Consider the following 26,969-nt stretch of genomic DNA (forward strand, 5'->3'; position numbering starts at 1 on the left):
CGACCGATGACCGCGCTGGACTTGAACCAGGTTCAGTCTCTGGCGGATGCGATCCATGTCAGCCACCCGGAAGATCCTGAGGTTCTGGCGGAGCGGCAGCACCTTTACCCGGAGGGTTGCTTCATGCTGGTCGAGGATGAACGCGCCATCGGCTATGCGCTCACTCATCCCTGGCGCTTCGCGGAGCCGCCGCCGTTGAACCGGCTTCTCGGGGCAGTCCCGTCGCCTGCTACAACCTATTACATTCACGATGTCGCCCTGCTGCCCATCGCTCGAGGCAAGGGCTACGCGGCGCAGCTCACCGATCGTTTGGTGGCTCATTCGCGCGAAGCAGGCTTCGACAACCTGTCGCTGGTCGCCGTCAACAAGTCTCAAGTCTTCTGGGAGAAGGCAGGCTTTCGCGTGGTAGCGGTTCCGGACTTAGGCCCAAAGCTCGCGAGCTATGGACCGGATGCAGCGCTGATGGTGCGCGACGCCGCCAGCCTTTGAACGACGCCTAACGGCGTCTTATCGGCAACAAAAAATTCGAACAATCAGGAGCGGCGACGGCCGCGGCCGTTGGAGACCAATGGGCGGGAAGGACCCGGATTGGGAGCGGGTCTCTCGTAGCGGACACCCGTGAAGAGAAGGATTTCGCCCCTGGGTTCGTCATCTGACAGATGCGGACGCGGCGGGCGCTCCGAAATATCCGGGAATGCGATCACCACTCCTGGCGACCTCGTCCAGACGTCTTGCATCTTGCCCTCCTGTTCTATGGTGCCACTAGCTGCCTCGATGACTGACTCTCACAAAAAGAGACCTATGGTTAACAGATGGTTTCCGTCGGGCTCTGCCATGTCGAAAAAGGCCGAGCCTGACATGAAAACAACATCTACGGCCGCGCTTATGTTCCGCTTATGATCGCCTATATTCCGTGCAGCGGATGCCCGTTAAAGATGCGCTAAGATGCACCCCCTAGCCTCCGCGCAGTTGCGTTGAAGCGAGTTGTATATGGCGTCCTCTTCGAACCCGGATCTCTGGTCGGGCCTTTCGGGTTTCGGATCCTCCGAGAGCGCAACGCCGGACATGCGCGCTGCTCTCCTCAAAGTGAACGCGGAGATGTTTGTCGCTGCACCCGCCCGCGACCGGGAAAGTATCGAAACGTTTGAGGCGCTCATGCTCGGCTCCCTGCCGCGCGCGGATTCAGCCTCTCTCCTGGCGCTCGCACGCATCCTCGCACCTTGTGCCGACGCGCCAGCATCCGTTCTCGATTATCTCGTTCAGCATTCGCCCGAGGCACGAACCATCGTGCTCCAGCACGCCACGCATCTGCCTGAGACGGTAAACCGCCGCCAGCTCGCAACGCCTGCAGGGCGCCTACGGCTCGCAGTCCGCCCTGATCTCGATCCCGCAACCGTCAGAAGGATGCTGCTTCTCGGCGAGGAGGCTGTTGCCGATGCCCTCGCGGCCAGTCCCGCCGTAATACCCGACACGGGCCCGTTCAAGCTCCTTATGCAGCGCGCTCGCTGGCGGCCTGCTCTGGCCCGCGTCCTGCTCGAGCGTGGCGATCTTCCGCCGAACGACGCAGCAGCTCTTTATCTTGCGGCTGATGCCCCGCAACGCGTGGCAATTCGTGAGCACGTCATAGCCACCCTGGCGCGACGTCGCGTGACGCTGTCCTGCGCTCTCACCGAAGAGGATGTCGCAGAACTCCTGGCCGTCAGCCGCAGGGGCGATGTGGAGCGGCTGGAAGCCCTTCTCTCCACTTTCCTCGAACTTTCCTCGTCGGCGGAGTGGCGGGTGCTCGAACTCGGTCGCCATCGTCTTCTTGCGCTTGCATTGAAAGTGCTCGGCATGAGCAGCAGGGATGCGATTCGGATCTTCCTCTGTCTCCACCCTGCCCTGTCCTATCCGCTCTCGGCGATCAGGGAGCTGGTGCGTGAAGTGCGGGACGTTCCCGGGCCGGTTGCCCTCGCCCTCGTCGAGGCGATCCTGGGCGTGAGAGTCCTGTCGCGGGAGCATCAGGCATAAACCGCCGCGGCCATGCCTGCGGATGCGCTGCTCCGCGCAGAGGAGGATGCCTGCCTGTCCGTTTTTCTGTTAGGATCCTCCCATTCCGTCGGATGCACCGGAGGGGCGCATGTTCCTGGAAACGATCGGCGATGAGCGCGCAACCGGCAGAGTGGCGGAGATTTACGAACGGCAGCGGGAGCAGCTCGGGTTCGTCATGGAAGCGACGAAATGCTTCACCGCCCGTCCCGACCTGCTGCCGATCTACACGGACTTCTCGGACAGGATCAGGGCCGGGTTTTCGCTTGGCTTGCGAGAATGGCGACTGATTACGCTCATTGCCGCAAAGCACATCCCGTCGACCTATTGCTCCCAGGTCTATAGCAAGCAGCTCATCGCGGATCTTGGATCCAAGGACGCCGTCCTTGCGGTCCAAGAAGACTTTCGCACGGCAGGCTTATCTGCGAAGGACGTCGAGATGCTGTCCTATGCGGAGAAAGTCACAAGGGATGCATCGCACATCGCGGAATCTGACATAGAGCGGCTGCGGTCAGTCGGGTTCTCGGACCGACAGATTTGCGACATCGCACTCTGCGCGGCCTTTCGATGCTTCGTCAGCCGATTCTTCGACGCGGTCGGCGCGGGCACGGAAGCGGCATTCATCGACAGCGATGAAGAGTTTCGGTCGAAGATGACCGTCGGCAGGGCTCTCTGAAGGATTGCTTTCCGAAACTAGTCGCCCGGCGCCAGGTCGAGGAAGTGCCTGCCCTGCCGGTCGTCGACCTCGACAAGCCAGAGGTCGGGATCGAAGCGCAATTCGCGGGCCATGCGCTCCTCCACGTCCAGAGGTGTTGAACCCTGCAGGACGGGAGCGAACAGGCGCTCGCCGCTGTCGTCGAGGAAGAGTTGCGGCGCTGGGCCATACAGGCTTGCGGTGCCGTCGAGATGATCGACCTTCACGTAGATCGCCCCGGCCTCGGCAGACCCGCGCTTACGCAGGGCCGCGTCGAGGCCCTCCAGCGAGCAGCGGCGGAGATAGGCGGACACCCAGAAGTCGGAACGGAGGCGCACCACTATTGAACCGCGATACCGGATGCGCTGGACAGTTCACGCAGGGTGCGCGCATTGAACTCGCCCGTTACCGGCAGGCGCCGTTCCTGCTCGAAGCGCTCAAGGGCCTGTCGCGTTCCGGCGCCCATCACGCCATCCACCTTCACGCTGTAGCCGAGCCGCGCAAGGGCGCGCTGGCCCGCAAGAACCGTGTCGCCGGGATCGGGCCGACCCACATTACCGGGCGGCACCGGCACAGGCCCGCCCATGCGGATCATATCCGCAATCGGATCGCGCGCGGCGGTTCGCGGGGTCGGCGATGCCGCCGCAGGTGTAGGCTGCTGGGCGCGCGCAGGAGGTGTGGCGACCGGTGCAGGCTGGCCGCCATTGCGGATCATGTCCGTGATCGGGCTGCGCGCCACGGGCTTTGTCGTCGCGCCGACAGCACTGGCATCAGGGGCTGCACTCTGTGGAACGAAAGCATGGGGATTCGGCCCCGCTGGCGATGGCTCGGCAAGTTCAGCCCCAGGACGCACGGGGGGCAAGAACCGATCTGTCGCTGTCTCGGGCGGGGGCTCCGGGGTAAAGGCGATTTCCCGCGTGGTGAAGAGAGGCGCCGGATGGCGGCTGCTCTGCAGCGCCAGCGCATTCCAGGCGATCGCTCCTCCGCAACCGGTCAGGAACAGGGCGGCGAGGATCTGCCGCGGGTGACCGAACACGAAAGCGGTGGCTTGCTCGGCCATGCCCGGCCTGCGCTGAGGCTTCACAGTGCGGCGCTGCGGCGGGCGTGCCGGCGCCTTGCGCCGCACCACGGCGGGAAGGTCCAGATCGTCATCGGGCTGATCGACAAAAGCTTCACGCAAAGGATCGTTCCGTTCTCAGGAGATGAGGTCGTTTTGGATCGCGTCAACCAAAGGACAAGCCTGCGGCGGGAGCCACCTGCTGTCATTCTAGCGACGGAGCCTGACAGAGGGCGCTTAAACGAAACCTAATTGCCGTATCCGATTGACCGAGCGGGATCTCGGGCAGCGCCGATTCCGGTGTCCGCAGGCCGCGGGGCAGCGAAGAGCACTCCAGTTTTCCATTGCCACACAAAGACTTGGCGCTGAGGAAGAGCAGCAAGGTTTCGTTCATCCTGTTTGCAGGTTTCCCATGACACGCCTACGCGGATGCCACCGAGTTCGGTATGGTGCTGCATCATTGTTCGCTTCAGGCCATCCAGTCGCCCCATGTTGTCCATTCTCCGTTTCATCCTGATCGTCGGCATCATTTTCTACTATTCGCCGGTCCGCCAGAAAGGCGAAGGCACCACTGCCCTCGAGGCCCTGTTCACGCCAAAAGCCAGCGAGCCGCTCGCTCCTACTCCGCCCGCAGCAACGGGCGGCCCAGGCCATCTGGAGACTGTCTGGAAGGCCCTGCCCGACAGCGCCAAGCAGGCCGTCGTCGACAAGATCCTGACGTCGTCCGGCTTGCCCATCGCGGACGCCTCGAGGCCAGCCGATACACTGAAGCCGGAGGACCGTGCGCTCGCCTCAGCGAAGCCGCGCACGTAAAATCACCGCACCCGTCGCCAAAAGGCAGCCCGATGGCTATATGAGCGGCAGACATCACAGGTTTTCCATGCTGCCGACCATTGACGAAATCGTTTCCAACTTCGAGCTGCTCGACGACTGGGAAGAGCGCTATCGCTACCTCATCGAGCTCGGCCGGATGATGGACCCGTTACCGGACAAGGCCCATAGCGACGTCAACAAGGTGCAGGGCTGCGCCAGCCAAGTCTGGCTCCAGATGGACGTGAAATCCTCTGGCGGCCAGCCGGTTCTGCACCTGCTCGGCGACAGCGATGCCCACATCGTGCGCGGACTCGTGGCGCTCCTGATCTCCCTCTACAGCGGCAAGACTGCATCCGAGGCGCTCTCCACGGATGCACTCGGCCTGTTCAAGGAACTCGGCCTGTCCGAACATCTGACGCCGCAACGGTCGAACGGCGTCAGATCCATGGTCGAGCGCATCCGCCGCGACGCTCAGATGGCGCTGGCTGCTTCCTAGATCCGCCCGCCCTCGATCACCACCGCCTGCCAAGCCCGGATGCCGCGCGAAGCGGCCGGTCCGCGTGCCGTCGACTCGATGCCGTAATGCTCCGCAAGGCGCCCCAGTGCGAGGCGGATCACCACCTTGGCGGACCGTGCAGGCCATTGCCGCTCCCGCTCGATCTGCTCCAGCCCTTTGAGGAAGCCGCACAGATCGAGGAGCAGATCGCTGAAATCGCTACCGATCGCATCGAACGCATGGCGGAGCCTCTGGCGCGCTGCGACCATGCGATCCGTGGCCTCGCCCGGAGAGGCAGGGCCGCCGGTCTTCGGCATCGCGTCCCAGCGCGCCGTTACCCCCGGCAGGAGACCAGCGAGCATGATATCGGTCCGAAGCCGCTCTCCCGCCTGGAAGGCTGTCTCGTCGATCATCGGTTCGCCATTGCGGTCCCGGCGCCGGCGCAGCCAACCGAGAGGGCTCTCCTCCGTGTCGATCCGCACGCGCGTTGGACCCGTGGCGGTCTCGACGGTCGCGGTTTCCGTCTCGCGGTGCTGATGCAGGAAGGCGAGATCCGCATCGGGTGAAGCGATGCGCCTCCGATGGGCTTCGCCCGCTGAGGTCAGTTGAAGGGTGCGCCGCCCCGAGGCTGCCTGCTGCCAGCTGGCGAGATCCTCACGCACGAGAGCGTCCGCCGTCGCCGCTGCAAAGCGCCCTGCCCCAACCGAGACGCCACTGCGGCGCCTGTGGATAAGCACGCTCGACGGGTCCGTCGGATCAATCAACGCCCAAGTCTCCGGCTGGCCCAGCGCCGCGAGCAGTCGCCTCGCTTCCCGGGTCAGGGAATCGCTTGAAGGTTGTCCAGTGACCGGCGCTGCCTTGCTCTTCGCACGTCCTTTACGCTTCTTCGAACCGGCCTTCTCAGATGCTGAAATCTCTGTCGCGGCAATACTTTGATGAACCGCATCGCCGTCTTCAATGTTCATGTTTTGTTCCCATAAATAAAGTAAGGAAGGGGTACCCCTTCCTCCTTCGATAGTGGGGGCATATTCCTAGTTGTCAACGCGATTCAAAACTGTTGATAAGATTGAGGATAACTCGGACAGCGCGGGGTCCGCCCGCATAAAGGCCGCAATGACCCCTCGCATTTTCCGGCGAGGGATCACGCCGGTTTAGGCTGCGGACAAGATTTCAAGCGACCCGGGCTCGGTCCCTTCAGCAAAGGGAAACCCCTCGTCGGCCCAGCCCGTCATGCCACCGAGCATCAGCTTTACCGAACGTCCGAGTTGCGCCAGCCGCAGCGCGCCTCTGTCGGCGCCGTTGCAGTGCGGCCCAGCGCAATAGACCACGAACAGCGTCGAGTCGGGCCAGACCGACATCCGCTCCGGCGTGATCTCCCGGTGCGGAAGGTTGAGAGCGCCCGGCACATGGCTGCGGGCATAGGCCTTCGGCCCGCGCACGTCGAAGAGCACGAAGTCGGGTTGTCCGCTCACGAAGGCCTCATGCACATCGGTGCAGTCGGTCTCCAGGGAAAGGCGGGCGGCGAAATGCGCCTGTGCGACCGCGGGTGCGGCAACCGGAATGGCCGCGACGGAACTGGCTGGCATGAGATCCTCCTTGTGGAAAAGCCATGGCCAGAGTTCCGCACTGGCGTCATGGTGGAAAGTGGCGCTCCTGCCAACAGACGTAAACATCATGCCAAACCGCCTCGTCGTCGCCCTCGCCTACGATCGCCTGAGTACCTTCGAATTCGGCATTGCCGTGGAAATCTTCGGATTGCCTCGTCCAGAGATGGGGCCGGACTGGTACCGCTTCGCCGTCTGCGCCATCGAGCCCGGCCCCCTGCGCGCCATCGGTGGCTTCCAGATCATGGCCGATGGCGATCTCGAGCTTCTGGAGCAGGCCGATACCATCGTGATTCCCGGCTGGCGCGGAGCCTCCGCCGAGCCGGTCCCGACAGCACTCGTCGACGCCCTGAGACGCGCACATGAACGCGGCGCGCGGCTGATGTCGATCTGCTCCGGCGTCTTCGCGCTCGCCGCCACCGGCCTGCTGTCGGGCCGCCGCGCGACGACCCACTGGCATTACGTGGAGCAACTCTCGGCAGCCTATCCCGATATCGAGATCGAGCCGGACGTTCTGTACGTGGATGAGGGTCTGCTGCTGACATCGGCCGGCAGCGCCGCGGGAATCGATCTCTGCCTGCATGTGGTGCGCCATGATTTCGGCCCCGAGATCGCCAACCGGCTGGCCCGCCGCCTCGTCGTGCCGCCGCATCGCGAGGGCGGCCAGGCGCAGTTCATCGAACGCCCCGTTCCACCGGCCCGGGAGGGAACGAGATTCGCTCCCCTGTTCGACCGGATGCGGCAACGGCTCAGCGAAGAGCAGCCCATCGACATGCTGGCCACGGAGGTCGGCATGAGCACCCGCACATTCCTGCGCCGTTTCAAGGCCGCAACCGGCATGCCGCCCGGCGAGTGGCTGCTCGGAGAGCGCCTGATCCGCGCCCGTGAACTGCTGGAGACGACCCGGAATTCGATCGAGGATATTGCCAGCGTAACCGGCTTCGGCTCAGCGGCGACGCTGCGCCATCACTTCCGGTCGCGGCTCGGCACAAGTCCGGCGGCCTATCGAAGCCGCTTTGCTCAAGAGGCTAAGAACAGCTTTTCCCTCAGCACAGCTCCACAATGAAAAAAGCCGCCCCTAGGGCGGCTGATTTCAACGTATGAAAGTCGTTTAGCTGGCGCTGCGCGAGGAACGGCGCTTCCGGCGCTGCTGGCCGAGGCCCATTTCCTTGGCAAGCTCGGAGCGGGCCTTCGCGTAGTTGGGAGCCACCATCGGGTAATCGACGGGCAAGGCCCACTTCTCGCGGTACTGCTCGGGCGTCATGTTGTACTGAGTGCGCAGATGGCGCTTCAGCGACTTGAACTTCTTTCCGTCCTCAAGGCAGACGATGTAATCCGGGGTCACGGACTTCTTCACCGGGATCGCCGGCTTGGGCGCCTCGACCGGAACTTCTACGGTGCCGCCTCCGACACGAAGAAGAGCCGTATGGACCTCGTTGATCAGAGTCGGAAGGTCGGATGTAGGAACAGAATTATTGCTGACATAGGCAGAAACGATGTCGGCAGCCAGCTCAATGTAGTTCGAAGCAGCGATATTGTCGCTCATTTTGATTTTCTTCCTTTCCGGCTCTTTAGAACAGCTCAAAAAAGCTTTTCAACCTATCTTTGAGCATTCTCGTCTGAAGCAATGCTTGCTTCTTCCTAGAACCGCACCGTACTTGCACAGAAATCGTGCTTGTTCGTCCAAGTATGGCAAATTCAGCCTCAATGCAAGATGTTCAAAAGGAAAACTTTGGAAAACTTCGTATCATCTTGCACTGTGCAATAAACCCTGGAGCAAAAGTTAATGCCTGTGTCCATAGGTTAGGCACTTGATCACATAATTTTCATGCTTTGGAGCCGAAGAAGTAACTAGAAAGGCACTTCGATAGAACATTCGAGCCTCTCTTGCGTCCCATGCGGACCCGGCGTGGGAAATCAGAGTTATCTGTGCATAATCCCTGCCCGATATACTCACCGGAAGATTTCATGAAACCCGAGCGCCTCCCCTTCGATCCCTTGCCTGCTGCACCGTCGATTTCCGCAAGACCGCATGTCTTCGAGATGCATGGGGCTGAGGTCCGAGACGACTACGCTTGGCTGAAGGCGGAGAACTGGAAGGAAGTCCTCAAGGATCCGTCCGTCCTCGATTCGGAGATCCGGGTCGGCCTGGAACAGGAGAACGCCTACGCGGCCGCAGCCTTCGCCGACACGGAGGAGTTCCAGACCCGACTCGTGGCCGAGATGCGTGGACGCATCAAGGAAGACGATTCTTCGGTTCCGGAGCCTGACGGTCCGTACGCCTATTTCACCCGCTACCGGGAGGGAGGGCAGCACCCTCTCGTCTGCCGCCAGCCGCGCGACGGCGGGTCTGAGACGATCATGCTTGATGGAGACAGGGAGGCCGAGGGCCATCCCTTCTTCGATCTCGGCGGAGCGGACCACTCGCCCGATCACCGGCTCCTCGCATGGGGGGCTGACATTAAGGGCTCGGAATACTTCACGATTCGCGTCCGTGACGTTGAGAGCGGCGGAGATTTGCCTGACGCCGTGTCCCAGACTTCCGGCGGGGCCGTGTGGCTCAACGACTCGTCAGGCTTCTATTACATTGAACTCGACGAAAACCACCGCCCGGTCCGGGCCAAGCTTCACCGCCTCGGCACGAGCCCCGATCAGGATCAGGTCGTCTACGAGGAGGAGGATCCCGGCTTCTTCGTGAAGCTCGGCACCACCCAGTCGGACGCCTTCGTGCTCATCGAGGCAAGCGACCACGAAACCTCGGAAATCTGGCTTCTCGACCGGGCCGATCCATCGGCCGCGCCCCGGGTGGTCGAGCCGCGCACGCCGCAGCTCAAATACGATGTGGAGCATCACGGCGATGATCTCATCATCCTGACCAATGCGGATGGGTCGGAAGACTTCAAGATCGTCACGGCTCCCGTCGCAACACCGGGACGAGCCCATTGGCGCGATCTCGTGCCCTATCGCCCGGGCACGATGATCCTCTCCCACGTGGCGCTTGCCCGATATCTCGTGCGCCTTGAGCGCGAGAACGCAAATCCGCGCATCATTCTGCGGGAGTTCGCAACAGGACGCGAAGAGAGCGTCGCCTTCGACGAGGAAGCCTACTCGCTAGGATTCTCGGCGGGCTACGAGTTCGACACGGATGCGATCCGCTATCACTACTCGTCGATGACAACCCCGAGCGAAGTGATCGACTACAACCTGCGCACCGGGGAACGAAATTTACGCAAGCGCCAGGAGGTGCCGAGCGGCCATGATCCGGCCGACTACGTGACCCGCCGCCTTTTCGCCACCGCCCCTGATGGAGAGCAGGTGCCGATCTCCCTCGTTCATCGGCGAGAGGTTGCCCTCGACGGATCGGCGCCCTGCCTGCTCTACGGCTATGGCTCCTACGGCATGTCAATGCCGGCGGGCTTTCGTACCGGGATCCTGTCCCTTGTCGACCGGGGCTTCGTCTATGCCATCGCTCATATCCGCGGCGGAACGGAGAAAGGCTGGCGCTGGTACATGGACGGCAAGCGCGAGAAGAAGCCCAACAGCTTCACGGATTTCATCGCGTGCGGCGAAGCTCTGATCCAAGCCCGATATACTTCGCGCGGCCGCATCGTCGCGCTTGGCGGCAGCGCCGGCGGCATGCTCATGGGTGCGGTGGCGAATCTGGCGCCGGATCTCTTCGCCGGAATCATCGCCGAGGTGCCTTTCGTCGACGTGCTCAACACCATGCTCGACAGCGAGCTCCCCCTCACCCCGCCCGAATGGCCGGAATGGGGCAACCCGGCTGCGGATGAGTCGGCTTTTCGCAACATTCTATCCTACTCGCCGTATGACAACGTGAAGCCTCAGACCTATCCGGCGATCCTGGCGCTTGCAGGGCTGACGGACCCACGCGTCACCTATTGGGAACCGGCGAAGTGGGTGGCGCGGTTGCGGGCCACCATGACGGGCGGCGGTCCCATCCTGTTCAAGCTCAACATGGAGGCCGGGCACGCAGGGGCTGCCGGTCGCTTCGACCGTCTGGAGGAAGTCGCCCTCGCCTATACCTTCGCTCTTAAATGCATCGGGGGGTTTCAGACTTGACGTACGGCCCTATGTCTCGTTGTACCGTATCTAACCGCATAGGTTGAGATAGCTGCGGGATACCAGGGATTTCCGAAAGTACGCGTCAATGTCTGAAAGGGGCCACTCCGAGACGGTCGTTCGCGCCTCTTCCCGCAAGGAAAGCGACAAGCAACGTCTTGCCGAACTGGAGAAGCGTGTTCGCGAGTTGGAGACCACGCTCCATGTGGCTAACGCCAAGTTGGATATTGCACTCGAAATGGGCAAGCTGAGTGCTTGGGAGCGTGATCTCGAAACTGACAAGATGACTGGCACGGCCACCTTTATGACGACCCTTGGTCTGCCGTCCGGGGCTGAGCCCACATTCGAAGAATTGGAGAGGATCTTCCATCCTGCTGACATGGAGCGGGTCAGGCAGGCCATCGCATACGCCGAGCGGACAAATACCCGGATCAACATCGAGCACCGGATCATCAAACCTGACGGGCGTATCACGCGGATCCTGGTGCAAGGCGGCCATGTCTACGAGGATGGAAAGCCTGTTCGCCATTTTGGGATCGTGCAGGACATCACGGAGCGGGAAAAGATCAAGGAGGACATCCAGCACGCCCAGCGCCGCCAGGAATTCCTCTTGGAGCTCAACGATCAACTGCGCAGCCTTGATGATCCGGATGCGATCATGGAAACCACGGCTCAAAGCCTGGGATGGCTTCTGAAAGTCGATTGTGCCGGTTACGGGGAGGTCGACGAAAGCCGCGGAGTTATCCTGGTCGAGCGGGAATGGTCGAAAGGCGTGATCAGCAACGAAGGCCGGGCCTACCGCCTTTATGACTTCCTTCCCACCATGATGGCCGAACTCAAGCAAGGTCGGCCCATCTTTGTCGAGGACATCAGGAACGACCCTCGCGCGAGCAACCCGGCCGTTCAGACCGCCTACAGCACCATCAACGCCCGATCGGCACTGGCTGTACCCCTGCTCAAGGACCAGAAGCTCACTGCCATTCTCTACATGCATTCAGCCGAGCCGCGGGCTTGGACTGCGGATGATCTCACGCTGGCGGAGGATGTGGCTGAACGCACCTGGACGGCTGTCGAGAAGGCGCGTGCAGAAATGGATCTCAGGGAAACGGACGCCAAGCTCCGTCTGATCGCCGAGTCCCTTCCAGCCCTGGTCTGGATCCTCAATCCGCAGACGGAGCTTCTCTACACCAACCAGAGGTGGGTGACCTATTCCGGTCTCTCCTCTGAAGAAGCGCTCGGTCACAGCTGGATGCGGGCAATCCATCCGGACGATATGGCTCGCATGCAGGAAGAGCTGGTGCCGGTGGTGACTCTGCATACCGCCTATACGACAGAGGCAAGGTATCGATCTCACGAAGGCCATTATCGCTGGCACCTGATCCAAGGCGCTCCGATCCATTCCTCTACCGGAGAGTTCAAGGGCTGGGTTGGAACCAGCGTCGACATCCACGATCTCAAGCAGACCGAAAAAGCTCTGAGAAAGAGCGAAGAACGGCTGCGCCTCGCACTGCAGGCTGCGAAGATGGGCGATTGGAGCTGGGATTCAGTCACGAATCTGGTCAGCCATTCCGATCATGCCGCTGAGATCGTCGGCGTTGCTCCCGGAACACGCATCACGCCGGAACAGATCCGCGATAGGATTCACCCCGCGGATCTGCCCCGCATGAGGGAGGCTAAAGAAAAGGCCAGGGAGACAGGTCAACCCTACAGCGTGCAGTACCGCATGAGGCGCTTCAATGACGGCGCCGAGATCTGGATCGCGACCCAGGCACAGACAACCCTGAATGAGGATGGCACCCTTGTGACCAGTGGCATTATCCAGGATATCACTGACCGCAGGCACTCAGAGGAACGCCAGCAGTTGCTGATCCGTGAGCTGCACCACCGGGTCAAGAACACCCTCGCCACCGTCCAGGCCATCGTCGGATCCACCGCCCGCACCGCCTCGAGCATCGACGAGTTCTACCAGGGCTTCGTCGGCCGCATCGTGTCGCTCGCCCGCACCCACAACCTGCTCACCGAGGACCTGTGGCAGAAGGCAGCGCTCGAAGACCTGATCCAGACCGAACTCGGCCCCTACGAGGACGGCGCACGCAACCGCATCCTGGTTGAAGGCCCCCACGTGGAGCTGCCCTCGGAGGCAGCCGTGCCCATCGGCATGGCCATCCATGAGCTCACCACCAACGCAGCCAAGCATGGGGCCTTGTCGACCTTCGGCGGCCAGGTGGAGGTGCGCTGGCACGTGGAGCCGGGCGCGGAGCGGCCGATCCTGCACTTTGCCTGGACCGAGCATGGCGGTCCGAAGGTGAGCACGCCCACCCGGCAGGGCTTCGGCTCGCGCCTGCTGCAGCGGGTGCTGGCCACGCAGCTTCAGGCGGAGGTGTCCATGAACTTCCCCGAAGAAGGGCTGCGCTTCACCATGACCATGCCAATCCCTGGCACCCCGCCGATCTTCAACCCGGATCGTTCAGAGAATTGACCTTCTGGTTAATAGTTCTACCCGCTCCTCCTCTATTGCCGCCCTCTCAGCATGACTTTACGGCATGAGGTGACGTAGCCTCCGGAAATGCTTAGAAAGCAGCAGACGCAGCTCAAGAGCATTGTTCATGATCAACAGGGTCGACGTTCCGCCGTTTCCAAGAGCCGTTACGCCGCAAGGCGAGCGGCACTCGAACTCACAGGAAAAGAGCCGCGACATCAGCGAGACGGAGTCAAGTGGGAACAGCGCCATGCTGCGTCTGGCGCTCGAAATCGCACGCATGGGATCATGGGAGCGGAATCTCGCCACGAACGAGATGACAGCCAATCCGATCTGCAAGGCACATCTCGGACTGCCTGCCGATGAGCCTTTGACCTTCGAGAGGCTGAAGAAGCTGCAGCATCCGGGCGATGTCGAGCGCATCAACCAGGCGGTCACCTATGCGCTGGCGACTCGATCCGACTTCAATGTGGAGCATAGGATCGTCCGTCCCGACGGTTATATCGGTCGCGTCCTCGTCAGGGGCACGCCGATCTTCGAGGATGGCAAGCCGGTCCGCCTGGTCGGCGTGACGCAGGATGTCACGGAGCGTGAGCGCGCCAAGGAAGAGCTCAAGGATGCCAGGCGCCGCCAGGATTATCTGCTGAAGCTGAACGAGCAGCTTCGGAGCTTCAAGGACCCTTTCGCCGCCATGGAAGCGACTGCTCAGAGCATCGGCCAGCTCCTGAGAGTGGATTGCGTCGGCTATGGTGAGGTGGACAATGGCCGCAGTGTGGTGCTCGTCGAGCGGGAATGGTCAAGAGGTGCTATCAGCAACGAAGGCCGAGCTTACCGCCTGCAGGAATTCCTGCACGGCATGATCGACGACTCGAAGGTGGGGCAGATCCTGACCATCGAGGACGTTGCCACCGACCCGCGAACGAAAAACCCCGCTCTCCAAAGCTTTTACAGCACAATCAATGCCCGGGCGGTTCTCACCGTCCCGCTGCTCAAGGAAGGCCACATCACGGCCATCCTTTATGTCATCTCGTCCACACCGCGCTCCTGGGCGGAGGATGACGTGGCCTTGGTCGAGGATGTGGCTGAGCGCACCTGGACGGCCGTGGAGAAGCTGCGTGCCGAACGCAGCCTGCATGATACCGAGTTTCGGTTCCGAACCTTTACCGAGGCGCTGCCTGGATTTGCCTGGATCGCCACTCCGGAACTCGAACTGGTCTACTACGTGAATGAGCAAAGCTGGTTCGAATTCTCAGGGCTCTCGCGCGAACAGACCCTGGGCCATGGCTGGCTGTCGATCATCCACCCCGAGGATCTCGCCGGAGTCATGGAGGACTCCAAGAATGCGACCGACGATGTGATGGAAGCCGAGATGCGCTATCGGGCGGTCGACGGCACCTATCACTGGCACATCGTACGGGTCGGCTCGCTTTACGATGCTGATGGCGAGTTCAAGGGCAAGATCGGAACGAGCATCAACATTCACAACCTGAAGGAAACGGAAGCGGCCCTGCGCAAGAGCGAGGAGCGGCTCGCACTGGCTCAACGCGCCGCCCGGATCGGTGTCTTCGATTGGGATGTGGGCAGCGGCGCAATTACCTGGATGTCGGAGCAAGAAGAGCTGTTCGGGATTGAACCCGGCAGTTTCGAGGGAACTTACGAAGGCTGGACCTCCCGCATTCACCCGGCCGACTTGAATGCGTTCGAGAAGAGCTTTCGGGACACGATTGCACGAGGCGATCGGGAGATGGCTTTCACATATCGTATCCCCCTTCCGGATGGCTCCTTCCGCCACATCGAAGGAAGCCTGATGATCTTTTATGGGCAGGACAACAGCCCGGCCCGGATCATCGGCGTCAATATCGACGTCACCAAGCACAAGCAGGCTGAGCATCGCCAGCAGTTGCTGATCCGTGAGCTGCACCACCGGGTCAAGAACACCCTCGCCACCGTCCAGGCCATCGTCGGATCCACCGCCCGCACCGCCTCGAGCATCGACGAGTTCTACCAGGGCTTCGTCGGCCGCATCGTGTCGCTCGCCCGCACCCACAACCTGCTCACCGAGGACCTGTGGCAGAAGGCAGCGCTCGAAGACCTGATCCAGACCGAACTCGGCCCCTACGAGGACGGCGCACGCAACCGCATCCTGGTTGAGGGCCCCCACGTGGAGTTGCCCTCGGAGGCAGCCGTGCCCATCGGCATGGCCATCCATGAGCTCACCACCAACGCAGCCAAGCATGGGGCCTTGTCGACCTTCGGCGGCCAGGTGGAGGTGCGCTGGCACGTGGAGCCGGGCGCGGAGCGGCCGATCCTGCACTTTGCCTGGACCGAGCATGGCGGTCCGAAGGTGAGCACGCCCACCCGGCAGGGCTTCGGCTCGCGCCTGCTGCAGCGGGTGCTGGCCACGCAGCTTCAGGCGGAGGTGTCCATGAACTTCCCCGAAGAAGGGCTGCGCTTCACCATGACCATGCCGATCCCTGGCACCCCGCCGATCTTCAACCCGGATCAATAGCCATGCTGATGAACGCAACCCGCTCGCACCTTGTCGTCGTCGATGTTCAGGCCCGTCTGATGCCGGCAATCTATGAAGGCGGGGTTCTTGTCCGTAATTTGGCGACCCTGCTGGAAGCAGCGAGGCGGCTTAAGGTTCCTGTCACGGTCACGGAGCAGTACCCTAAAGGACTGGGAGCGACCCTTCCATCCGTTGCGGAGGCACTCCCTGCTGGTGCCGTCACCCTGTCGAAGACCACCTTCTCGGCTGCCCGTGAACCTTCGATTGCGGAGCGGATCGCAACCCTGCGAGGCAGCGGCCGCGATCACCTCATGATCTGCGGGGCCGAGGCGCATATCTGCGTTCTGCAGACCGCCCTGGAGTTCAAGACGTCAGGCTTTGAGGTTTTCGTGGTGGCCGACGCGGTGTCGAGCCGCTCACCTCACAGCGTCAGTGCTGCCTGCGCACGTCTGCTGCACGCGGGATGCCATTGGGTAACGACGGAGATGGTGACCTTCGAATGGATGGAGCAGGCCGGAACGGACGATTTCCGCGCTCTGGCTCCACTCTTCAAATAGATGCCGAGGAACTGCCTTCGCCGCCTGCCGCGATGAACTCCTTCAGTTCGTCGAGAGACTGGAAGCGATAGGTGCCACTCGGTGTCTGAGCCTCGATCGAGCCATTCGAGAACATGACATACTTGTTGTCACCGGAATTATAAGTGCCGATGATTGTGGCCGGGCTGTCCTCGTCGGACGTCGGCTCATCCTCTGAAGGCATCTCTTGATCGGCCTCTGCGACGGAACGCTCACCGTCGTCTTGCGTCTCTGCGTGTATCTCTTTGTCCGAAACGGGCTCCGAAAGCTCATCGCTCCGGTCGCGATCCTCGACCTCAGGCTCGCGGTCGCCTCGCTCGAGCGCATCGAGGTCGAGACCCGGCTCGGCAACGAGGTGGTCCTGCTCGTCATTGCGCTGCCGGTCGGCCAGGAGGAAATCAGGCACCTTAAGGTCCTGCTCGTGCTCGTCATCGGCAGGCAGGGTAACCGGGGTGGTTCTCGGCGGGAACGGAATGACAGGGGCTACATCCCTCTCGTCAGGCCACTCGGCGACCGCCACCACCGGCTTATCTTCTGCCTGGTCCTGCTCGCGTCGCACCTGTTCCTCGAACAGCGGGAGGGTGGGCTGGTTCTCCTCCACGCGGTTTTCGTCGGTGCTCTCCTCGAAGGCACCGGCCGCCTCTGCGGCCGCAAGACCACCGCCAAGCCCTGCACCGGCAAGCGTTCCAGGCGAGCGATGGCCCATACCGAACTCATCGAGCCCGGATCCGGCCTGGAGCCCAGAGAGCCGTTTCTCGATCTTAGCCAGTTTGGAAACCGCCGCCGCGATGCCGAGGAGCAGCGCGCCGCTTGCGGCCGTAACGCTACCTGCAATCACCATCGTCCAGCCGCGCTCGACCAGAACGATATCCCATCCAAAGAAGGCAGCCAGCAATCCACCGAGGATCATCGCAAGAGCGAGGGCCAGAAGAGCGATGATCATGCTGTCTCCATCATACGCAAAACAAATATTACCGCGGAAAAGCTATGCTTCTATAGGCAAAAGACAACGGGCTGTGAAGCTTGAGCAGAAAAAAGTCCAGAGCTTGGCCGTTGCTCTTGGGCCATCCGCGCTTTAACTAACGCTCAAGCGCATCCGGCGATGCGCGGTCGCAAGTGACCGGCATCGGATCGACCCCAAAGTCGCCACTACTTTCGGGTCCGATGCTCCGGGTCGCTCAATCCAAAGGAGACGCCGATGTCGTTCACCCTGCCCGAACTGCCTTATGCCTATGATGCCCTGCAGCCCTACATGTCGAAGGAAACCCTGGAGTTTCACCACGACAAGCACCATGCGGCTTACGTCAACACCGGCAACAACCTGCTGAAAGGCACGGAATTCGAGGGCAAGAGCGTCGAGGAGGTCGTGAAGGGCTCCTACGGCAAGAACCAAGCCCTCTTCAACAACGCCGGACAGCATTACAACCACATCCACTTCTGGATGTGGATGAAGCCCAATGGCGGCGGTGCCCTGCCGGGCAAGCTCGAGAAGAAGATCGTCGAGGATCTCGGCTCCGTCGACAAGATGAAGGAAGACTTCATCCAGGCCGGCGTCAGCCAGTTCGGCTCAGGCTGGGCCTGGCTCGCGCTCAAGGACGGCAAGATCACCGTCATGAAGACCCCGAACGGCGAGAATCCGCTGGTGCACGGCGCCCAGCCGATCCTCGGCTGCGACGTTTGGGAGCACTCCTACTACATCGACTACCGCAACCGCCGTCCCGACTATGTCAAGGCCTTCCTCGACAATCTCGTGAACTGGGAGCATGTCGAGGAGATGTTCGAACAGGCGTCGAAGTAAGCGATATACCGCAACGTCAAACGGGCCTCTTCGGAGGCCCGTTTGTTTTGGAAACTGGATCAGCAGGGGTCTAATGGACCTTTTTAGGCGGAACTTAGAAAGAAATGTAAATTTGTATCGATCAAGGCCATTTTGCCTCTAGCTGATCGAGGAACCAATACGATGCGCCCCCTATCGATTGTTCTTCTTGCGATGCTTTTCTTATCCCCTGCCGCCAGGGCCGGGGACGACTGCAAAGGCGAGACCCAATCCGAAATGAATATGTGCGCAGAACACAAGTTTGAGAAGGCGGACAAAGCGATGAATGAGCGCTACACGAAGCTCATGAAACGCCTTGATCGTGACGATCAAGGGAAACTTCGCGACGCGCAAAGAGCTTGGATTTCCTACAGGGACAAGGTGTGTGATTTCGAGACGAGTGGTCTTGGATCCGTTCGCCCAATGATCTTTGCTGGATGTATGACCATGCTGACCGAGCTTCATATCAGGTATCTGGATTCTCAGTTGACATGCGAAGAAGGTGATCTTTCGTGCAGAGGCTGGGTTGGTAACAAGAACTAGCGATCCAGATTGGGACCGAGCCTGATCCCTCGTTCTTCCAGCATTGCATCAAATGCATCGGACTTCAGATATTCCAGTTCCGCAGCACGGCTCTCCACCGCAGGATCGAGCGCCCGCAATTCGTCGTCCACATGGCCAGGATGACACATGACGACCGGATGAGGCCCGAGCTCCGAAAACGCCTCCTTGAAGACGCGTTCAGCTGTCACCGAGAGGTCGAGCGGAGCGAAGCCTGAGAATCCCTCATTGGTTTCAAAGCCCGCCGCATGGGCAGCTCTGGCGAAGCCTCGCGCCAGAGATTTCACGACCAGCGCCTTGCTGCGCCCAACGGAACGCTGCAGGATCGCGGCCATCCGGTCCGACGGGTCGCGCAGCCAGACACGCCCGGCATAGCCCCTATCCTTCAGAACCCTGATCAGAGCCGGCCTGATCACCGGCAGAACATGCACATGTTGGTGGCCATCCACGAAGGCTGGCGGGTCGCGATGAACCTCCAAGAAGGCGTCCAGTTGGCAGCTGATTTCCCGAGCGACTTCCTCGACAGGCAGTTGGCGCCTCAGGGCTTTCGGCAGGAGCGCCCCCAGGTTCGGAAAGGTGCCCGACGGCGCGAGCTGCGGAATCGACCCCAGGGGCGCTCCCGTCGTGAAGTTGAGATGAAGGCCTACGGCAATCCGACGTTGAAGGGGCCTCAGATCGCCTGCAGCCCGCGGCCAGCTGGGCATGCTGGTCATGGCGCCTGTGGCCGAAATACGGCCCATCTCAGCCAGTTCGACGATGCCGCGGCTTACGCCATCGGAGAGGCCGAAATCATCGGCGCAGAGAATGACGTTACGAAAGGAGCCCATATATGCCCTAAAAATTCAGCTTTGCCGCACCCTAATCCCCTTGAGCAAAGCTGCAAACTCGGCTCTTGATGCGGCCCGATAATCAAGGGTTCTTCCAGTGGCGTCGCCCAAGCTCAGCGTCATCATCCCGGTCCACAACGAGAGCGCCAATATCGCGCCTCTCTGCGAGCGCCTGCTACCGGTCCTCAACCGGATCACCCCTGATTGGGAGGTGATCTTCGTGGATGACGGCAGCCGGGACGATACTCTGGACCTCATCAGAGGCGTCAGTCGCGCCGAGCCCCGGATCGGGGCCGTCTCCTTCAGCCGCAACTTCGGCAAGGAGATCGCCATCGCGGCGGGGCTCGATCATGCCAGGGGCGACGCGGTGGTGATCATGGATGCCGACCTCCAGCATCCGCCGGAGATGATCGAGGCCTTCGTGGAGCGCTGGCAGCAGGGCTTCCTCATGGTCTACGGCCAGCGCACGGACCGCTCGGACGAGACCCGGACCAAGCGCGGCTTCGCCCAAGTCTTCTACAAGCTCTTCGCCCGCTTCGGCGAGATCCCCCTGCCCGAGGGGGCAGGCGACTTCCGGCTCATCGACCGGAAGGGGGTCGACGCCCTCAGGACCCTTGGCGAGAAGGCACGCTTCTCGAAGGGCCTCTATGCCTGGATCGGCTTCAAGGCCACGGGCGTCCCCTTCGTGGTGGAGGAGCGTCGCTTCGGCACCACCAAATGGAGCTTCAGGAAGCTCTTCCGCTTCGCCTTCGACGGCATTGCAGCCTTCTCCACGGTGCCGCTGCGGATCTGGACCTATATCGGCTTCCTGATCTCGTTCCTGGCGATCGCCACAGCCATCTTCTTCACCGTCCGAACGCTCCTCTTCGGCACTGACCTTCCGGGTTTTCCGAGCCTGATCGTCTCCGTCATGTTCTTCTCCGGCATCCAGCTCATGTCGCTCGGGATCGTCGGCGAATATGTCGGCCGCATCTTCGCCGAAGTGAAGCGTCGGCCGCTTTACGTGGTGGCCGAGCGGGTCGGCGGCGCAGCGGAGGTGTCGAGCGACATCGTTCCCGACAATTATCGCATGCGCCGGGTCTGATCGATGTTCAGAAAGATCCTCTCCGTCGGCGGCTGGACACTCGTCTCCCGTCTCACAGGCTTCATCCGCGACGTAGTGCTGGCGGCCGTCATGGGCGTTGGGCCTATCGCCGACGCCTTCGTGGTCGCCTCCCGCATCCCGAACCATTTCCGTGCCATCTTCAGCGAAGGCGCTTTCAACAGCGCCTTCCTGCCCACCTATGCGGGCGTGCTGGAGCGGGAAGGCGCCGCCCCTGCCCGCTCATTCGCGAGCCGCATCAGCACCCTGATGCTGATCGTCCAGATCGTGCTGCTGGCGGCAGCCCTGATCGGCATGCCGGTGGTGGTGACCCTGCTGGCCCCTGGCTTCTCAGACGAGCCGCAGAAATTCGACCTGGCGGTGACGCTCACCCGCATCACTTTCCCGTATCTCCTCTTCGTCACCCTGGTGACGATCCTGTCGGGCATCCTCAACGCCCATGAGCGCTTCGCGGCCGCAGCCGCCGCGCCCGTGCTGCTCAACGTCTCCATCGTGGCGGCTTTGGCTGTCGCGTTCCTGTTCCCGAATGCCGGCTACGCGGCCGCCTGGGGGGTCACGGTGGCGGGCGTGCTCGAACTGCTGCTGGTGTGGGTTTCGGCTCGGCGCCTAGGCGTCGCACCGAGGCTTGAGGCACCGCGCTTCGATCCGGCCCTGAAGCACTTCTTCAAGGTGCTAGGGCCCGCTGTCGTCGGCTCGGCCGGCGTGCAGCTCGCCATGTTCGCCGACACGATCATCGCCTCTTTCCTGCCCACCGGCGCCGTGGCCTCACTCTATTATGCCGACCGCATCTACCAGTTGCCGCTCGGCGTGATCGGGATTGCGGCCGGCACCGTCCTGCTGCCGGAAATGAGCCGCCGCATCGCCGCAGGCGACGTCACCGGGGCTCATGGAGCCCAGAACCGGGCCGTGGGGCTGACCCTGGCGCTTGCCGCCCCTTTCGTGGTGGCCTTCATCACCCTGCCCGACCTCATCATGTCGGCCCTGTTCCAGCGCGGCGCCTTCGATGCCGCCGCCGCCGAGCGCTCCGGGGCGGTGCTCGCGGCATATGCCCTCGGCCTGCCCCCGGCCGTGCTCATCCGCTCGGCGGTGGCGAGCTTCTATGCCCGCTCCGACACGGTCACGCCGCTCATTGCTTCGCTCACGGCGGTGGCGGTCAATGTGGCCTTGAAGATCGTGCTGACGGGACCTTACGGCGTGGTGGGCTTGGCACTCGCCACCGCGATTGGCATCTGGGTCAATCTCGGGCTCCTCGTGCTGCTCGCCCTGCGGAGGGACTGGATGGCTCCGGGCGGCGCCCTGGGCCGTACAGCGGCCGCCGTCGCTGTCGCGAGCCTGCTGCTGGGAGCCTTTGCCTGGTTTGCACCGATTCCCGTGTCGGAATGGACCATTCGGCTCCCCGCCTGGAACAGCGAGATCCTGCTCGGGCTTCTTGGGATGGCCGGCGCCTTCATCTATGGCGGCACACTGCTGGCAGGCCTGAAGGTGCTTGGGGTCAGGCTGTCGCGCCGCTGATTTGCAGACTGTAGGTTTTCGGGAACCTTTCTGTCAGGGCTCCATCCAATCACATGTGCCGGGCATCGCCTGGCCTAGCGAGAGGATGATACCATGAGCTTCCGCATTGCAGCCGCCATCGCGCTTGCCGCCATCGCCCTCCCGGCCATGGCTGCCGATCAGGTCGAGAAGGCTCCGCCATCGGGCGCCTACAAGAAGGTCAGCGAACTCGTAAAGCTGCCCGACTTCCTGCCGGGCCTCGGCCAGCTCTTTGTGGATCCGAAGACCCTGCCGGCCGGCCCATTCCTCGCCTACGATCGCGATGGCCGGCTCGTCAGCACGGTCTACATGCTGCCCGTCGAGGACCTCTCCAACAAAGACAAGCGCTTCGACGACCTCGCGGCTCCCGGCGGCAAGGTCGATCATGTGGATGTCTACTTCAACGCCGGCCATCCGGGTGTCGAGAAGCCTCATGCCCATGTCGTGCTGTGGCACGTTCCCAAGGCCGACGAGTCGCGGGTGGCCGCGAAGTGACGGTCTCGCGCAGACATATCCTGCAGATCGGCGGGGGCCTTGCCCTCGCCGGTCTGGCCCAACCGCTTCGTCCGCTGGCCGATGAACCGATAGAGATCTGGATGCAGGGGAACGCGGATGGCTCGCATGTCTGGTTCGACCCGGTCGGCTTGCGCATCAAATCTGGTCAGACCATCCGCTGGATCAATCTGGACCCTGGAAACTCCCACACAGCAACAGCCTACCATCCGCAAAACTTCGAGCACGCGCTGCGTATTCCCAAGAATGCCACCCCGTGGAATTCGGATTACCTGCTGCCGAACGAGAGCTTTTCGGTTACGCTCGATGCGGAAGGCATCTACGATTTCTTCTGCGTGCCGCACGAGCATGCCGGGATGGTGGGACGGATCATTGTGGGGCGTCCGGTGAATTCGCCGGCTGACGAGGCCAGCTCATTGGACATTTCGGAGGCAGCAAGGTTTGCGTTTCCCTCAGTCGAGGAGATCATGAACCGGGGCATCGTTCGCCGGATCTGAACGACCCGAAGAAAATCTGGGAACCTTTGCGCAATCGCTCCATCTAATGGCCATATGCGGGAGGGACGCCATGCAACCGAAGACTGCCGCAACGCCGCTCCTGAACAGCCTGGACGACATGGCTCTGGTCGAGAGGGCACAGCACCGCGACCCCGCCGCGCTTCGCCAAATCATGGAGCAGAACAACCGTCGGCTTTATCGCATCGCCCGCAGCGTTCTCGGCGACGATACCGAGGCCGAGGATGTGGTTCAGGACACCTATATGCGCGCCTTCACTCACCTTGAAGGCTTTCGCGGCGAGGCACGTCTTGGAACATGGCTCACACGGATTGCCCTCAATGAGGCTCTTGGACGGCTTCGCACCCGGCGCGCCTCCGTGGATCTGAATCAGCTCGATATGATCAACGAACAAGGTGCGTCTCGCGTGATCTATCTGCCCTTGACTCGGCAGGAGGTTGATCCTGAAGCGGCCGCCGCGCGCGTAGAGATCCGTCGTCTCATTGAGCGAGCCGTGGACCAGCTGCCGGATCCGTTCCGCATCGTCTTCGTCCTGCGCGATATTGAGGAGATGAGCATCGAGGCGACCGCAGGTCAGCTCGGCCTACGTCCTGAAACCGTGAAGACAAGGCTTCACCGGGCCCGACGCCTCCTGCGGCAGAACCTCGACAAGACCCTCTCAAGTGCGCTGGCCGATACGTTCCCCTTTGCCGGGGCACGCTGCGCCCGGATTACGCAGGCCGTTCTGGCGCGCCTTTGTCCCTCGAAGGACTGAAAAGGGACTGGCCCTGAAACACACCTCTAACCAGCCGCGAACGTGAACAGCTCCCGCTCCATGGCGACACCCCGCAGGCGGTGGGTCCCTAGGGAGCGAACCGGCACAGGGCTGACCGAGGCGACACGGTCGGACAGGATGATCGAACAATCGAGGGCGCCGCACAGGGCCTCCATCCGGCTTGCCTCGTTCACGGCAGGCCCGATCACCGTGAAGTCGAGGCGCCCGGCGGCCCCGATATTGCCGTAGAACACGTCTCCGCAATGGAGCGCGATGTCGAGGCTAAGCGGCGTCTCGTGCTCGCGGTTGACTGCTTCGTTGCGTTCGAACGCTATTTGCGCGGCCCGGATCGCCGCCGCGCAGGCACTCTCGTGCGATCGCTCCTCAGTGATCGGAAAAGCGGCCAGCAGGCCGTCCCCTAAGAACTTGAGCACCTCGCCGCCCTGCTCCGCCACCGGGTCCGCCATGGCTTCCAGATGTCGGTCGAGCCGGGCGATCAGGTCGAGACCCGCCGTGTCCGCAAGCGTCGTGAAGCCCCTCAGATCGGCAAAGAGCAAAGCCGCCTCGATGGTCGTGCCGGAGCCGCGCCGGATCGCCCCACTCAGCACGCGCCGGCCGGCCGAGAAACCCACATAGGTGTCGAGCATGGCGACCGTGAGGTCGAACAGGGTCATGCGGTAGGCCGCAAGGCCTAAGAGCGGCAGAAGGGCATCGATCCGCGCGACCTCTTCCGGACGCAGGCCCTCGGGGCGGCTGGTGGAGAAGGAGGCGCCAAACCCCCGCAGATCCGGAGCACTGGCGTTGCCGAAGCTGAAGAGGCGCGCCAGGTAATCGGTCCCTCCAAGCCCCCTGATGTCCTCGAACACGCTGAACCTGTCCGCATCAGGTCCATGTACATGCCAGTGGCAGCTCTCCTGCTCGGTGCGCATCATGTAGGCGAAGGGGCTGATCTCAAAGGCATTGTCGTTGCGCTCGTGGGAGACCCCTTCCACGATGGTACCGGCGGAGCGGGTCCACACATGGGTATAGACGCGAATCGTCGGGTTGACGGTCGGCAGGGCGATGTACGCCCGGACCAGGGGGATGCCTTCTCCGACGAGCCGCTCGGCAACCCCTGAGAGCAGCGAAGCCACATCGGACCCGTGCAAGCCCTGGCCAATGATCCAGCTCTCAAGATTCGTCATGGCCGGCAGTCTAGCATTCCGACGGGAAATGTCTTGCTGCTGTCGACGTCAGATCAGCGGCTCGCGTGCCGGGTGGCTCCACCCGTTCCGGCGATCTCCGTCAGGAGCTTGCGGCGTGCGGCCAGAGCGAAAGGCTGCGTCTCGTCGGCAATCTCGACGAAGGAGCCAGGACCTCCGATGACATTCTGCGCGTAGTAATCCTCCAGCGTCACGCCGCCGGGCCCGCCCGGACGGCCGCTGCCGGGGCGCCGGATGGCGAGCGCGTTGATAGTGAAATCCTTGGCCAGCGCCTCCGCCCTCACCTGCTCCAGGGACCGGCCATTCATGTTCGGACCGTCGCCCGAGACATCAATCACCCTGCGCGTGCCCTCATGGGCGTTGCCCTCCACGAGGCGCATGGAGAAGTCGATGGCGTTGGAGATGGAATTGTAGCCCGTCGCGCCCCGTGGAGCGCTCAGGAGCTTTTCGGCGAACACCCTCGCGCTCGCCTCATCGCGGATCACATGCCAGTCGACGATGACCACCTGCGAGCCCGGCCCGCCCCATTCCATGAAGGCGACCGCAATGGCCCCGACAGGTCCGTCCTTGATGCCGGTGAGCACATCGGGGCTAGTCAGCGCATCCGCCCAGCCCTGCCGCTGGAGGCGCAGCTCGTCATTGTCGATGGACCCCGAGCCGTCGGCGGCGAAGACCAGCTCCAGATCGACGGGCTCGGCTTGGGCCTCTGCCGTCAGGAGGCTCAAGGCGACCAAGCTTTTCAGGATCAACCGCATCGAGGGCTCCAGCATTGGGCACGATGCTGGAGCCATGTAGGGCACGAGGCGATCATCGCCGCCTCGTGCATCGTTCACAACTTCGTTGAAGCCGCTCAAGCCGCCTTGAGGATACCCTTGTCGTGCGCGAAGGCCCAGTAGAGCTCGCGGGCGCGTCGGTAGAACGGGCCGGGCTGGAGGTCGCGGGAATCGATGCGCAGCACCGGCATCACCTTGGAATAATTGCCCGAGATGAAGATCTCGTCGGCGCTGGCAAAGTCCTCGTAGCGCAGGGTGCTCTCGACCACCTGGACGCCGTCGTCGCGCAGGAGCTGGATCACGCGCTGGCGGGTGATGCCATTGAGGAAGGTTCCATTCGGATACGGCGTATGGACCACGCCGTCCTTGGCCATGAACACGTTGGACGTGCCGGTTTCGGCAATGTTTCCGAGGGCATCGCAGACCAGCGCGTTGTCGAAGCCCTTCTCCTTCGCCTCGCGGAGCACGCGGGCATTGTTGGGGTAGAGGGCGCCGGCCTTCGCATCGGTAGGCATGGATTCGAGCGTCGGGCGGCGGAAGCTCGACTTCATGACGGACAGGCCGCCCGGCACCGGCATCGGGGCTTCGAAGAGAGACAGGCAGAACTGCGTCGATTCCGGATCCGGCGCGATGGTGGCCAGGCCCTCGGCCTCGCCCCAGTACATGGGCTTCACGTAGAGCGCCGTGCCGGGCGCGAACTTTTTCACGCCCTCGCGGACGAGATCCATGATGACGCGAGGATCCATGGTCGGCTTGAGACCGATGGTGAGGGCCGAACGGTTCACGCGCTCGCAGTGCCGGTCGAGATCGGGTGCTACGCCCTCGAACACGCGGGCCCCGTCGAAGACGGAGGAGCCGAGCCAGGACACGTGAGAGCGCGGCCCGATCAAGGGCGGATTGCCCTCATGCCAAGTGCCGTTGAACCAGTTCCAAGTTTGCGAATACCAAGCCACGTGTACCATCCTTAATCGGTCAGAAGTTCTGCCCTATCGAACCCCCTGCGTCGGCAACCGTCAATCGCTTCATCCGGAGCAGCGCATA

27 protein-coding genes are annotated in these 26,969 nt (G+C 62.4%); 17 read left to right on the forward strand and 10 right to left on the reverse strand.

The window, feature by feature from the left end; all coding sequences use genetic code 11:
- Positions 1-6: 6 nt before the first annotated feature.
- From I2H36_RS04365 to I2H36_RS04375, 3 genes are all read left to right on the forward strand, one after another.
- Entirely contained in the window at positions 7-489 is a 483-nt protein-coding gene (locus I2H36_RS04365) for a GNAT family N-acetyltransferase (protein WP_246718652.1), read from the forward strand.
- Positions 490-990: 501 nt separating this feature from the next.
- Positions 991-2,010, forward strand: coding sequence for a hypothetical protein (locus tag I2H36_RS04370; RefSeq protein WP_196262665.1), 1,020 nt, complete (start codon positions 991-993; stop codon positions 2,008-2,010).
- Between the two features lie 109 nt (positions 2,011-2,119).
- On the forward strand, positions 2,120-2,704 hold the full coding sequence (locus I2H36_RS04375) for a carboxymuconolactone decarboxylase family protein (RefSeq protein ID WP_196262666.1): 585 nt from the start codon (positions 2,120-2,122) through the stop codon (positions 2,702-2,704).
- A gap of 17 nt (positions 2,705-2,721) precedes the next feature.
- Here I2H36_RS04375 and I2H36_RS04380 read toward each other — a convergent pair whose 3' ends face one another.
- Entirely contained in the window at positions 2,722-3,063 is a 342-nt protein-coding gene (locus tag I2H36_RS04380; RefSeq protein WP_196262667.1) for a DUF1491 family protein, read from the reverse strand.
- The gene (locus I2H36_RS04385; RefSeq protein WP_196262668.1) at positions 3,063-3,902 is read right to left on the reverse strand and encodes a peptidoglycan-binding domain-containing protein; all 840 of its coding nucleotides are present in this window, start codon (positions 3,900-3,902) and stop codon (positions 3,063-3,065) included. Before I2H36_RS04385 ends, I2H36_RS04380 begins: the two co-directional genes overlap by 1 nt.
- A gap of 366 nt (positions 3,903-4,268) precedes the next feature.
- Between I2H36_RS04385 and I2H36_RS04390 the strand changes: the two genes are divergently transcribed.
- Positions 4,269-4,592 (forward strand): hypothetical protein, encoded by a 324-nt coding sequence (locus I2H36_RS04390; RefSeq protein WP_196262669.1) that lies wholly within the window; start codon positions 4,269-4,271, stop codon positions 4,590-4,592.
- Positions 4,593-4,659: 67 nt separating this feature from the next.
- Positions 4,660-5,088 carry a SufE family protein gene (locus I2H36_RS04395; RefSeq protein WP_196262670.1) on the forward strand — a complete coding sequence of 143 codons (429 nt, stop codon included), beginning with the start codon at positions 4,660-4,662 and terminating at the stop codon, positions 5,086-5,088.
- Here the strand turns inward: I2H36_RS04395 and I2H36_RS04400 are convergent.
- Together I2H36_RS04400 and I2H36_RS04405 are read right to left on the reverse strand one after the other, a co-directional pair.
- Positions 5,085-6,053 (reverse strand): DUF6456 domain-containing protein, encoded by a 969-nt coding sequence (locus tag I2H36_RS04400; RefSeq protein ID WP_246718653.1) that lies wholly within the window; start codon positions 6,051-6,053, stop codon positions 5,085-5,087. The genes I2H36_RS04395 and I2H36_RS04400 overlap by 4 nt on opposite strands.
- A gap of 186 nt (positions 6,054-6,239) precedes the next feature.
- Entirely contained in the window at positions 6,240-6,674 is a 435-nt protein-coding gene (locus tag I2H36_RS04405; protein ID WP_196262671.1) for a rhodanese-like domain-containing protein, read from the reverse strand.
- A gap of 67 nt (positions 6,675-6,741) precedes the next feature.
- Between I2H36_RS04405 and ftrA the strand changes: the two genes are divergently transcribed.
- Entirely contained in the window at positions 6,742-7,758 is a 1,017-nt protein-coding gene (ftrA, locus tag I2H36_RS04410) for a transcriptional regulator FtrA (protein ID WP_425523278.1), read from the forward strand.
- 45 nt (positions 7,759-7,803) lie between these two features.
- On the opposite strand, the gene I2H36_RS04415 is transcribed toward ftrA, so the two are convergent.
- Positions 7,804-8,238 carry a Ros/MucR family transcriptional regulator gene (locus tag I2H36_RS04415; RefSeq protein ID WP_196262672.1) on the reverse strand — a complete coding sequence of 145 codons (435 nt, stop codon included), beginning with the start codon at positions 8,236-8,238 and terminating at the stop codon, positions 7,804-7,806.
- A gap of 422 nt (positions 8,239-8,660) precedes the next feature.
- On the opposite strand from I2H36_RS04415, the gene I2H36_RS04420 reads away from it, so the two are divergent.
- From I2H36_RS04420 to I2H36_RS04435, 4 genes are all read left to right on the forward strand, one after another.
- Complete coding sequence (locus I2H36_RS04420; RefSeq protein ID WP_196262673.1) at positions 8,661-10,772, forward strand: S9 family peptidase; 2,112 nt, start codon at positions 8,661-8,663, stop codon at positions 10,770-10,772.
- 88 nt (positions 10,773-10,860) lie between these two features.
- A complete protein-coding gene (locus I2H36_RS04425) occupies positions 10,861-13,251 on the forward strand; it encodes a PAS domain-containing protein (RefSeq protein ID WP_196262674.1) in 2,391 nt (796 codons plus the stop codon).
- 127 nt (positions 13,252-13,378) lie between these two features.
- Positions 13,379-15,760 (forward strand): PAS domain-containing protein, encoded by a 2,382-nt coding sequence (locus tag I2H36_RS04430; protein ID WP_196262675.1) that lies wholly within the window; start codon positions 13,379-13,381, stop codon positions 15,758-15,760.
- Between the two features lie 2 nt (positions 15,761-15,762).
- A complete protein-coding gene (locus I2H36_RS04435) occupies positions 15,763-16,317 on the forward strand; it encodes an isochorismatase family protein (RefSeq protein WP_196262676.1) in 555 nt (184 codons plus the stop codon).
- Here the strand turns inward: I2H36_RS04435 and I2H36_RS04440 are convergent.
- Positions 16,310-17,278 (reverse strand): hypothetical protein, encoded by a 969-nt coding sequence (locus I2H36_RS04440; protein ID WP_196262677.1) that lies wholly within the window; start codon positions 17,276-17,278, stop codon positions 16,310-16,312. The two genes, I2H36_RS04435 and I2H36_RS04440, sit on opposite strands and share 8 nt — an antisense overlap.
- Positions 17,279-17,533: 255 nt before the next feature.
- On the opposite strand from I2H36_RS04440, the gene I2H36_RS04445 reads away from it, so the two are divergent.
- Together I2H36_RS04445 and I2H36_RS04450 are read left to right on the forward strand one after the other, a co-directional pair.
- Positions 17,534-18,133: a superoxide dismutase gene (locus I2H36_RS04445; RefSeq protein WP_183449073.1), complete on the forward strand. Its 600-nt coding sequence runs from the start codon at positions 17,534-17,536 to the stop codon at positions 18,131-18,133.
- Positions 18,134-18,295: 162 nt separating this feature from the next.
- On the forward strand, positions 18,296-18,694 hold the full coding sequence (locus tag I2H36_RS04450) for a lysozyme inhibitor LprI family protein (RefSeq protein ID WP_196262678.1): 399 nt from the start codon (positions 18,296-18,298) through the stop codon (positions 18,692-18,694).
- Here I2H36_RS04450 and I2H36_RS04455 read toward each other — a convergent pair.
- Positions 18,691-19,539 carry a ChbG/HpnK family deacetylase gene (locus tag I2H36_RS04455; protein WP_196262679.1) on the reverse strand — a complete coding sequence of 283 codons (849 nt, stop codon included), beginning with the start codon at positions 19,537-19,539 and terminating at the stop codon, positions 18,691-18,693. The genes I2H36_RS04450 and I2H36_RS04455 overlap by 4 nt on opposite strands.
- Before the next feature lie 97 nt (positions 19,540-19,636).
- On the opposite strand from I2H36_RS04455, the gene I2H36_RS04460 reads away from it, so the two are divergent.
- From I2H36_RS04460 to I2H36_RS04480, 5 genes are all read left to right on the forward strand, one after another.
- Positions 19,637-20,623: a glycosyltransferase gene (locus tag I2H36_RS04460; RefSeq protein WP_196262680.1), complete on the forward strand. Its 987-nt coding sequence runs from the start codon at positions 19,637-19,639 to the stop codon at positions 20,621-20,623.
- Between the two features lie 3 nt (positions 20,624-20,626).
- A complete protein-coding gene (murJ, locus tag I2H36_RS04465) occupies positions 20,627-22,153 on the forward strand; it encodes a murein biosynthesis integral membrane protein MurJ (RefSeq protein ID WP_196262681.1) in 1,527 nt (508 codons plus the stop codon).
- A gap of 93 nt (positions 22,154-22,246) precedes the next feature.
- Complete coding sequence (locus tag I2H36_RS04470) at positions 22,247-22,666, forward strand: DUF5602 domain-containing protein (protein ID WP_196262682.1); 420 nt, start codon at positions 22,247-22,249, stop codon at positions 22,664-22,666.
- Positions 22,663-23,181, forward strand: coding sequence for a plastocyanin/azurin family copper-binding protein (locus I2H36_RS04475; RefSeq protein ID WP_343234397.1), 519 nt, complete (start codon positions 22,663-22,665; stop codon positions 23,179-23,181). Before I2H36_RS04470 ends, I2H36_RS04475 begins: the two co-directional genes overlap by 4 nt.
- Positions 23,182-23,251: 70 nt before the next feature.
- Positions 23,252-23,953 carry an RNA polymerase sigma factor gene (locus I2H36_RS04480; RefSeq protein ID WP_196262683.1) on the forward strand — a complete coding sequence of 234 codons (702 nt, stop codon included), beginning with the start codon at positions 23,252-23,254 and terminating at the stop codon, positions 23,951-23,953.
- Between the two features lie 26 nt (positions 23,954-23,979).
- Here the strand turns inward: I2H36_RS04480 and I2H36_RS04485 are convergent, their stop codons facing one another.
- The 3 genes from I2H36_RS04485 to I2H36_RS04495 form a co-directional block, all read right to left on the reverse strand.
- Entirely contained in the window at positions 23,980-25,137 is a 1,158-nt protein-coding gene (locus tag I2H36_RS04485; protein ID WP_196262684.1) for an adenylate/guanylate cyclase domain-containing protein, read from the reverse strand.
- Positions 25,138-25,190: 53 nt separating this feature from the next.
- A complete protein-coding gene (locus I2H36_RS04490; RefSeq protein WP_196262685.1) occupies positions 25,191-25,910 on the reverse strand; it encodes a DUF1194 domain-containing protein in 720 nt (239 codons plus the stop codon).
- Positions 25,911-26,005: 95 nt separating this feature from the next.
- Entirely contained in the window at positions 26,006-26,881 is an 876-nt protein-coding gene (locus I2H36_RS04495; RefSeq protein ID WP_425523273.1) for a branched-chain amino acid aminotransferase, read from the reverse strand.
- Positions 26,882-26,969 lie beyond the last annotated feature (88 nt).

The sequence above is a fragment of the Microvirga terrestris genome, assembly GCF_015694425.1.
In the GTDB taxonomy this organism is placed as follows: domain Bacteria; phylum Pseudomonadota; class Alphaproteobacteria; order Rhizobiales; family Beijerinckiaceae; genus Microvirga; species Microvirga terrestris.

What these genes read in the sequence shown, in the direction of transcription:
- I2H36_RS04365 (WP_246718652.1), top strand. Translation starts at nt 7, where the DNA reads ATGACCGCGCTGGACTTGAACCAGGTTCAGTCTCTGGCGGATGCGATC.
- I2H36_RS04370 (WP_196262665.1), top strand. Translation starts at nt 991, where the DNA reads ATGGCGTCCTCTTCGAACCCGGATCTCTGGTCGGGCCTTTCGGGTTTC.
- I2H36_RS04375 (WP_196262666.1), top strand. Translation starts at nt 2,120, where the DNA reads ATGTTCCTGGAAACGATCGGCGATGAGCGCGCAACCGGCAGAGTGGCG.
- I2H36_RS04390 (WP_196262669.1), top strand. Translation starts at nt 4,269, where the DNA reads ATGTTGTCCATTCTCCGTTTCATCCTGATCGTCGGCATCATTTTCTAC.
- I2H36_RS04395 (WP_196262670.1), top strand. Translation starts at nt 4,660, where the DNA reads ATGCTGCCGACCATTGACGAAATCGTTTCCAACTTCGAGCTGCTCGAC.
- I2H36_RS04400 (WP_246718653.1), bottom strand. Translation starts at nt 6,053, where the DNA reads ATGAACATTGAAGACGGCGATGCGGTTCATCAAAGTATTGCCGCGACA.
- I2H36_RS04405 (WP_196262671.1), bottom strand. Translation starts at nt 6,674, where the DNA reads ATGCCAGCCAGTTCCGTCGCGGCCATTCCGGTTGCCGCACCCGCGGTC.
- I2H36_RS04415 (WP_196262672.1), bottom strand. Translation starts at nt 8,238, where the DNA reads ATGAGCGACAATATCGCTGCTTCGAACTACATTGAGCTGGCTGCCGAC.
- I2H36_RS04420 (WP_196262673.1), top strand. Translation starts at nt 8,661, where the DNA reads ATGAAACCCGAGCGCCTCCCCTTCGATCCCTTGCCTGCTGCACCGTCG.
- I2H36_RS04425 (WP_196262674.1), top strand. Translation starts at nt 10,861, where the DNA reads ATGTCTGAAAGGGGCCACTCCGAGACGGTCGTTCGCGCCTCTTCCCGC.
- I2H36_RS04430 (WP_196262675.1), top strand. Translation starts at nt 13,379, where the DNA reads ATGATCAACAGGGTCGACGTTCCGCCGTTTCCAAGAGCCGTTACGCCG.
- I2H36_RS04435 (WP_196262676.1), top strand. Translation starts at nt 15,763, where the DNA reads ATGCTGATGAACGCAACCCGCTCGCACCTTGTCGTCGTCGATGTTCAG.
- I2H36_RS04440 (WP_196262677.1), bottom strand. Translation starts at nt 17,278, where the DNA reads ATGATCATCGCTCTTCTGGCCCTCGCTCTTGCGATGATCCTCGGTGGA.
- I2H36_RS04445 (WP_183449073.1), top strand. Translation starts at nt 17,534, where the DNA reads ATGTCGTTCACCCTGCCCGAACTGCCTTATGCCTATGATGCCCTGCAG.
- I2H36_RS04450 (WP_196262678.1), top strand. Translation starts at nt 18,296, where the DNA reads ATGCGCCCCCTATCGATTGTTCTTCTTGCGATGCTTTTCTTATCCCCT.
- I2H36_RS04455 (WP_196262679.1), bottom strand. Translation starts at nt 19,539, where the DNA reads ATGGGCTCCTTTCGTAACGTCATTCTCTGCGCCGATGATTTCGGCCTC.
- murJ (WP_196262681.1), top strand. Translation starts at nt 20,627, where the DNA reads ATGTTCAGAAAGATCCTCTCCGTCGGCGGCTGGACACTCGTCTCCCGT.
- I2H36_RS04470 (WP_196262682.1), top strand. Translation starts at nt 22,247, where the DNA reads ATGAGCTTCCGCATTGCAGCCGCCATCGCGCTTGCCGCCATCGCCCTC.
- I2H36_RS04480 (WP_196262683.1), top strand. Translation starts at nt 23,252, where the DNA reads ATGCAACCGAAGACTGCCGCAACGCCGCTCCTGAACAGCCTGGACGAC.
- I2H36_RS04485 (WP_196262684.1), bottom strand. Translation starts at nt 25,137, where the DNA reads ATGACGAATCTTGAGAGCTGGATCATTGGCCAGGGCTTGCACGGGTCC.
- I2H36_RS04490 (WP_196262685.1), bottom strand. Translation starts at nt 25,910, where the DNA reads ATGCGGTTGATCCTGAAAAGCTTGGTCGCCTTGAGCCTCCTGACGGCA.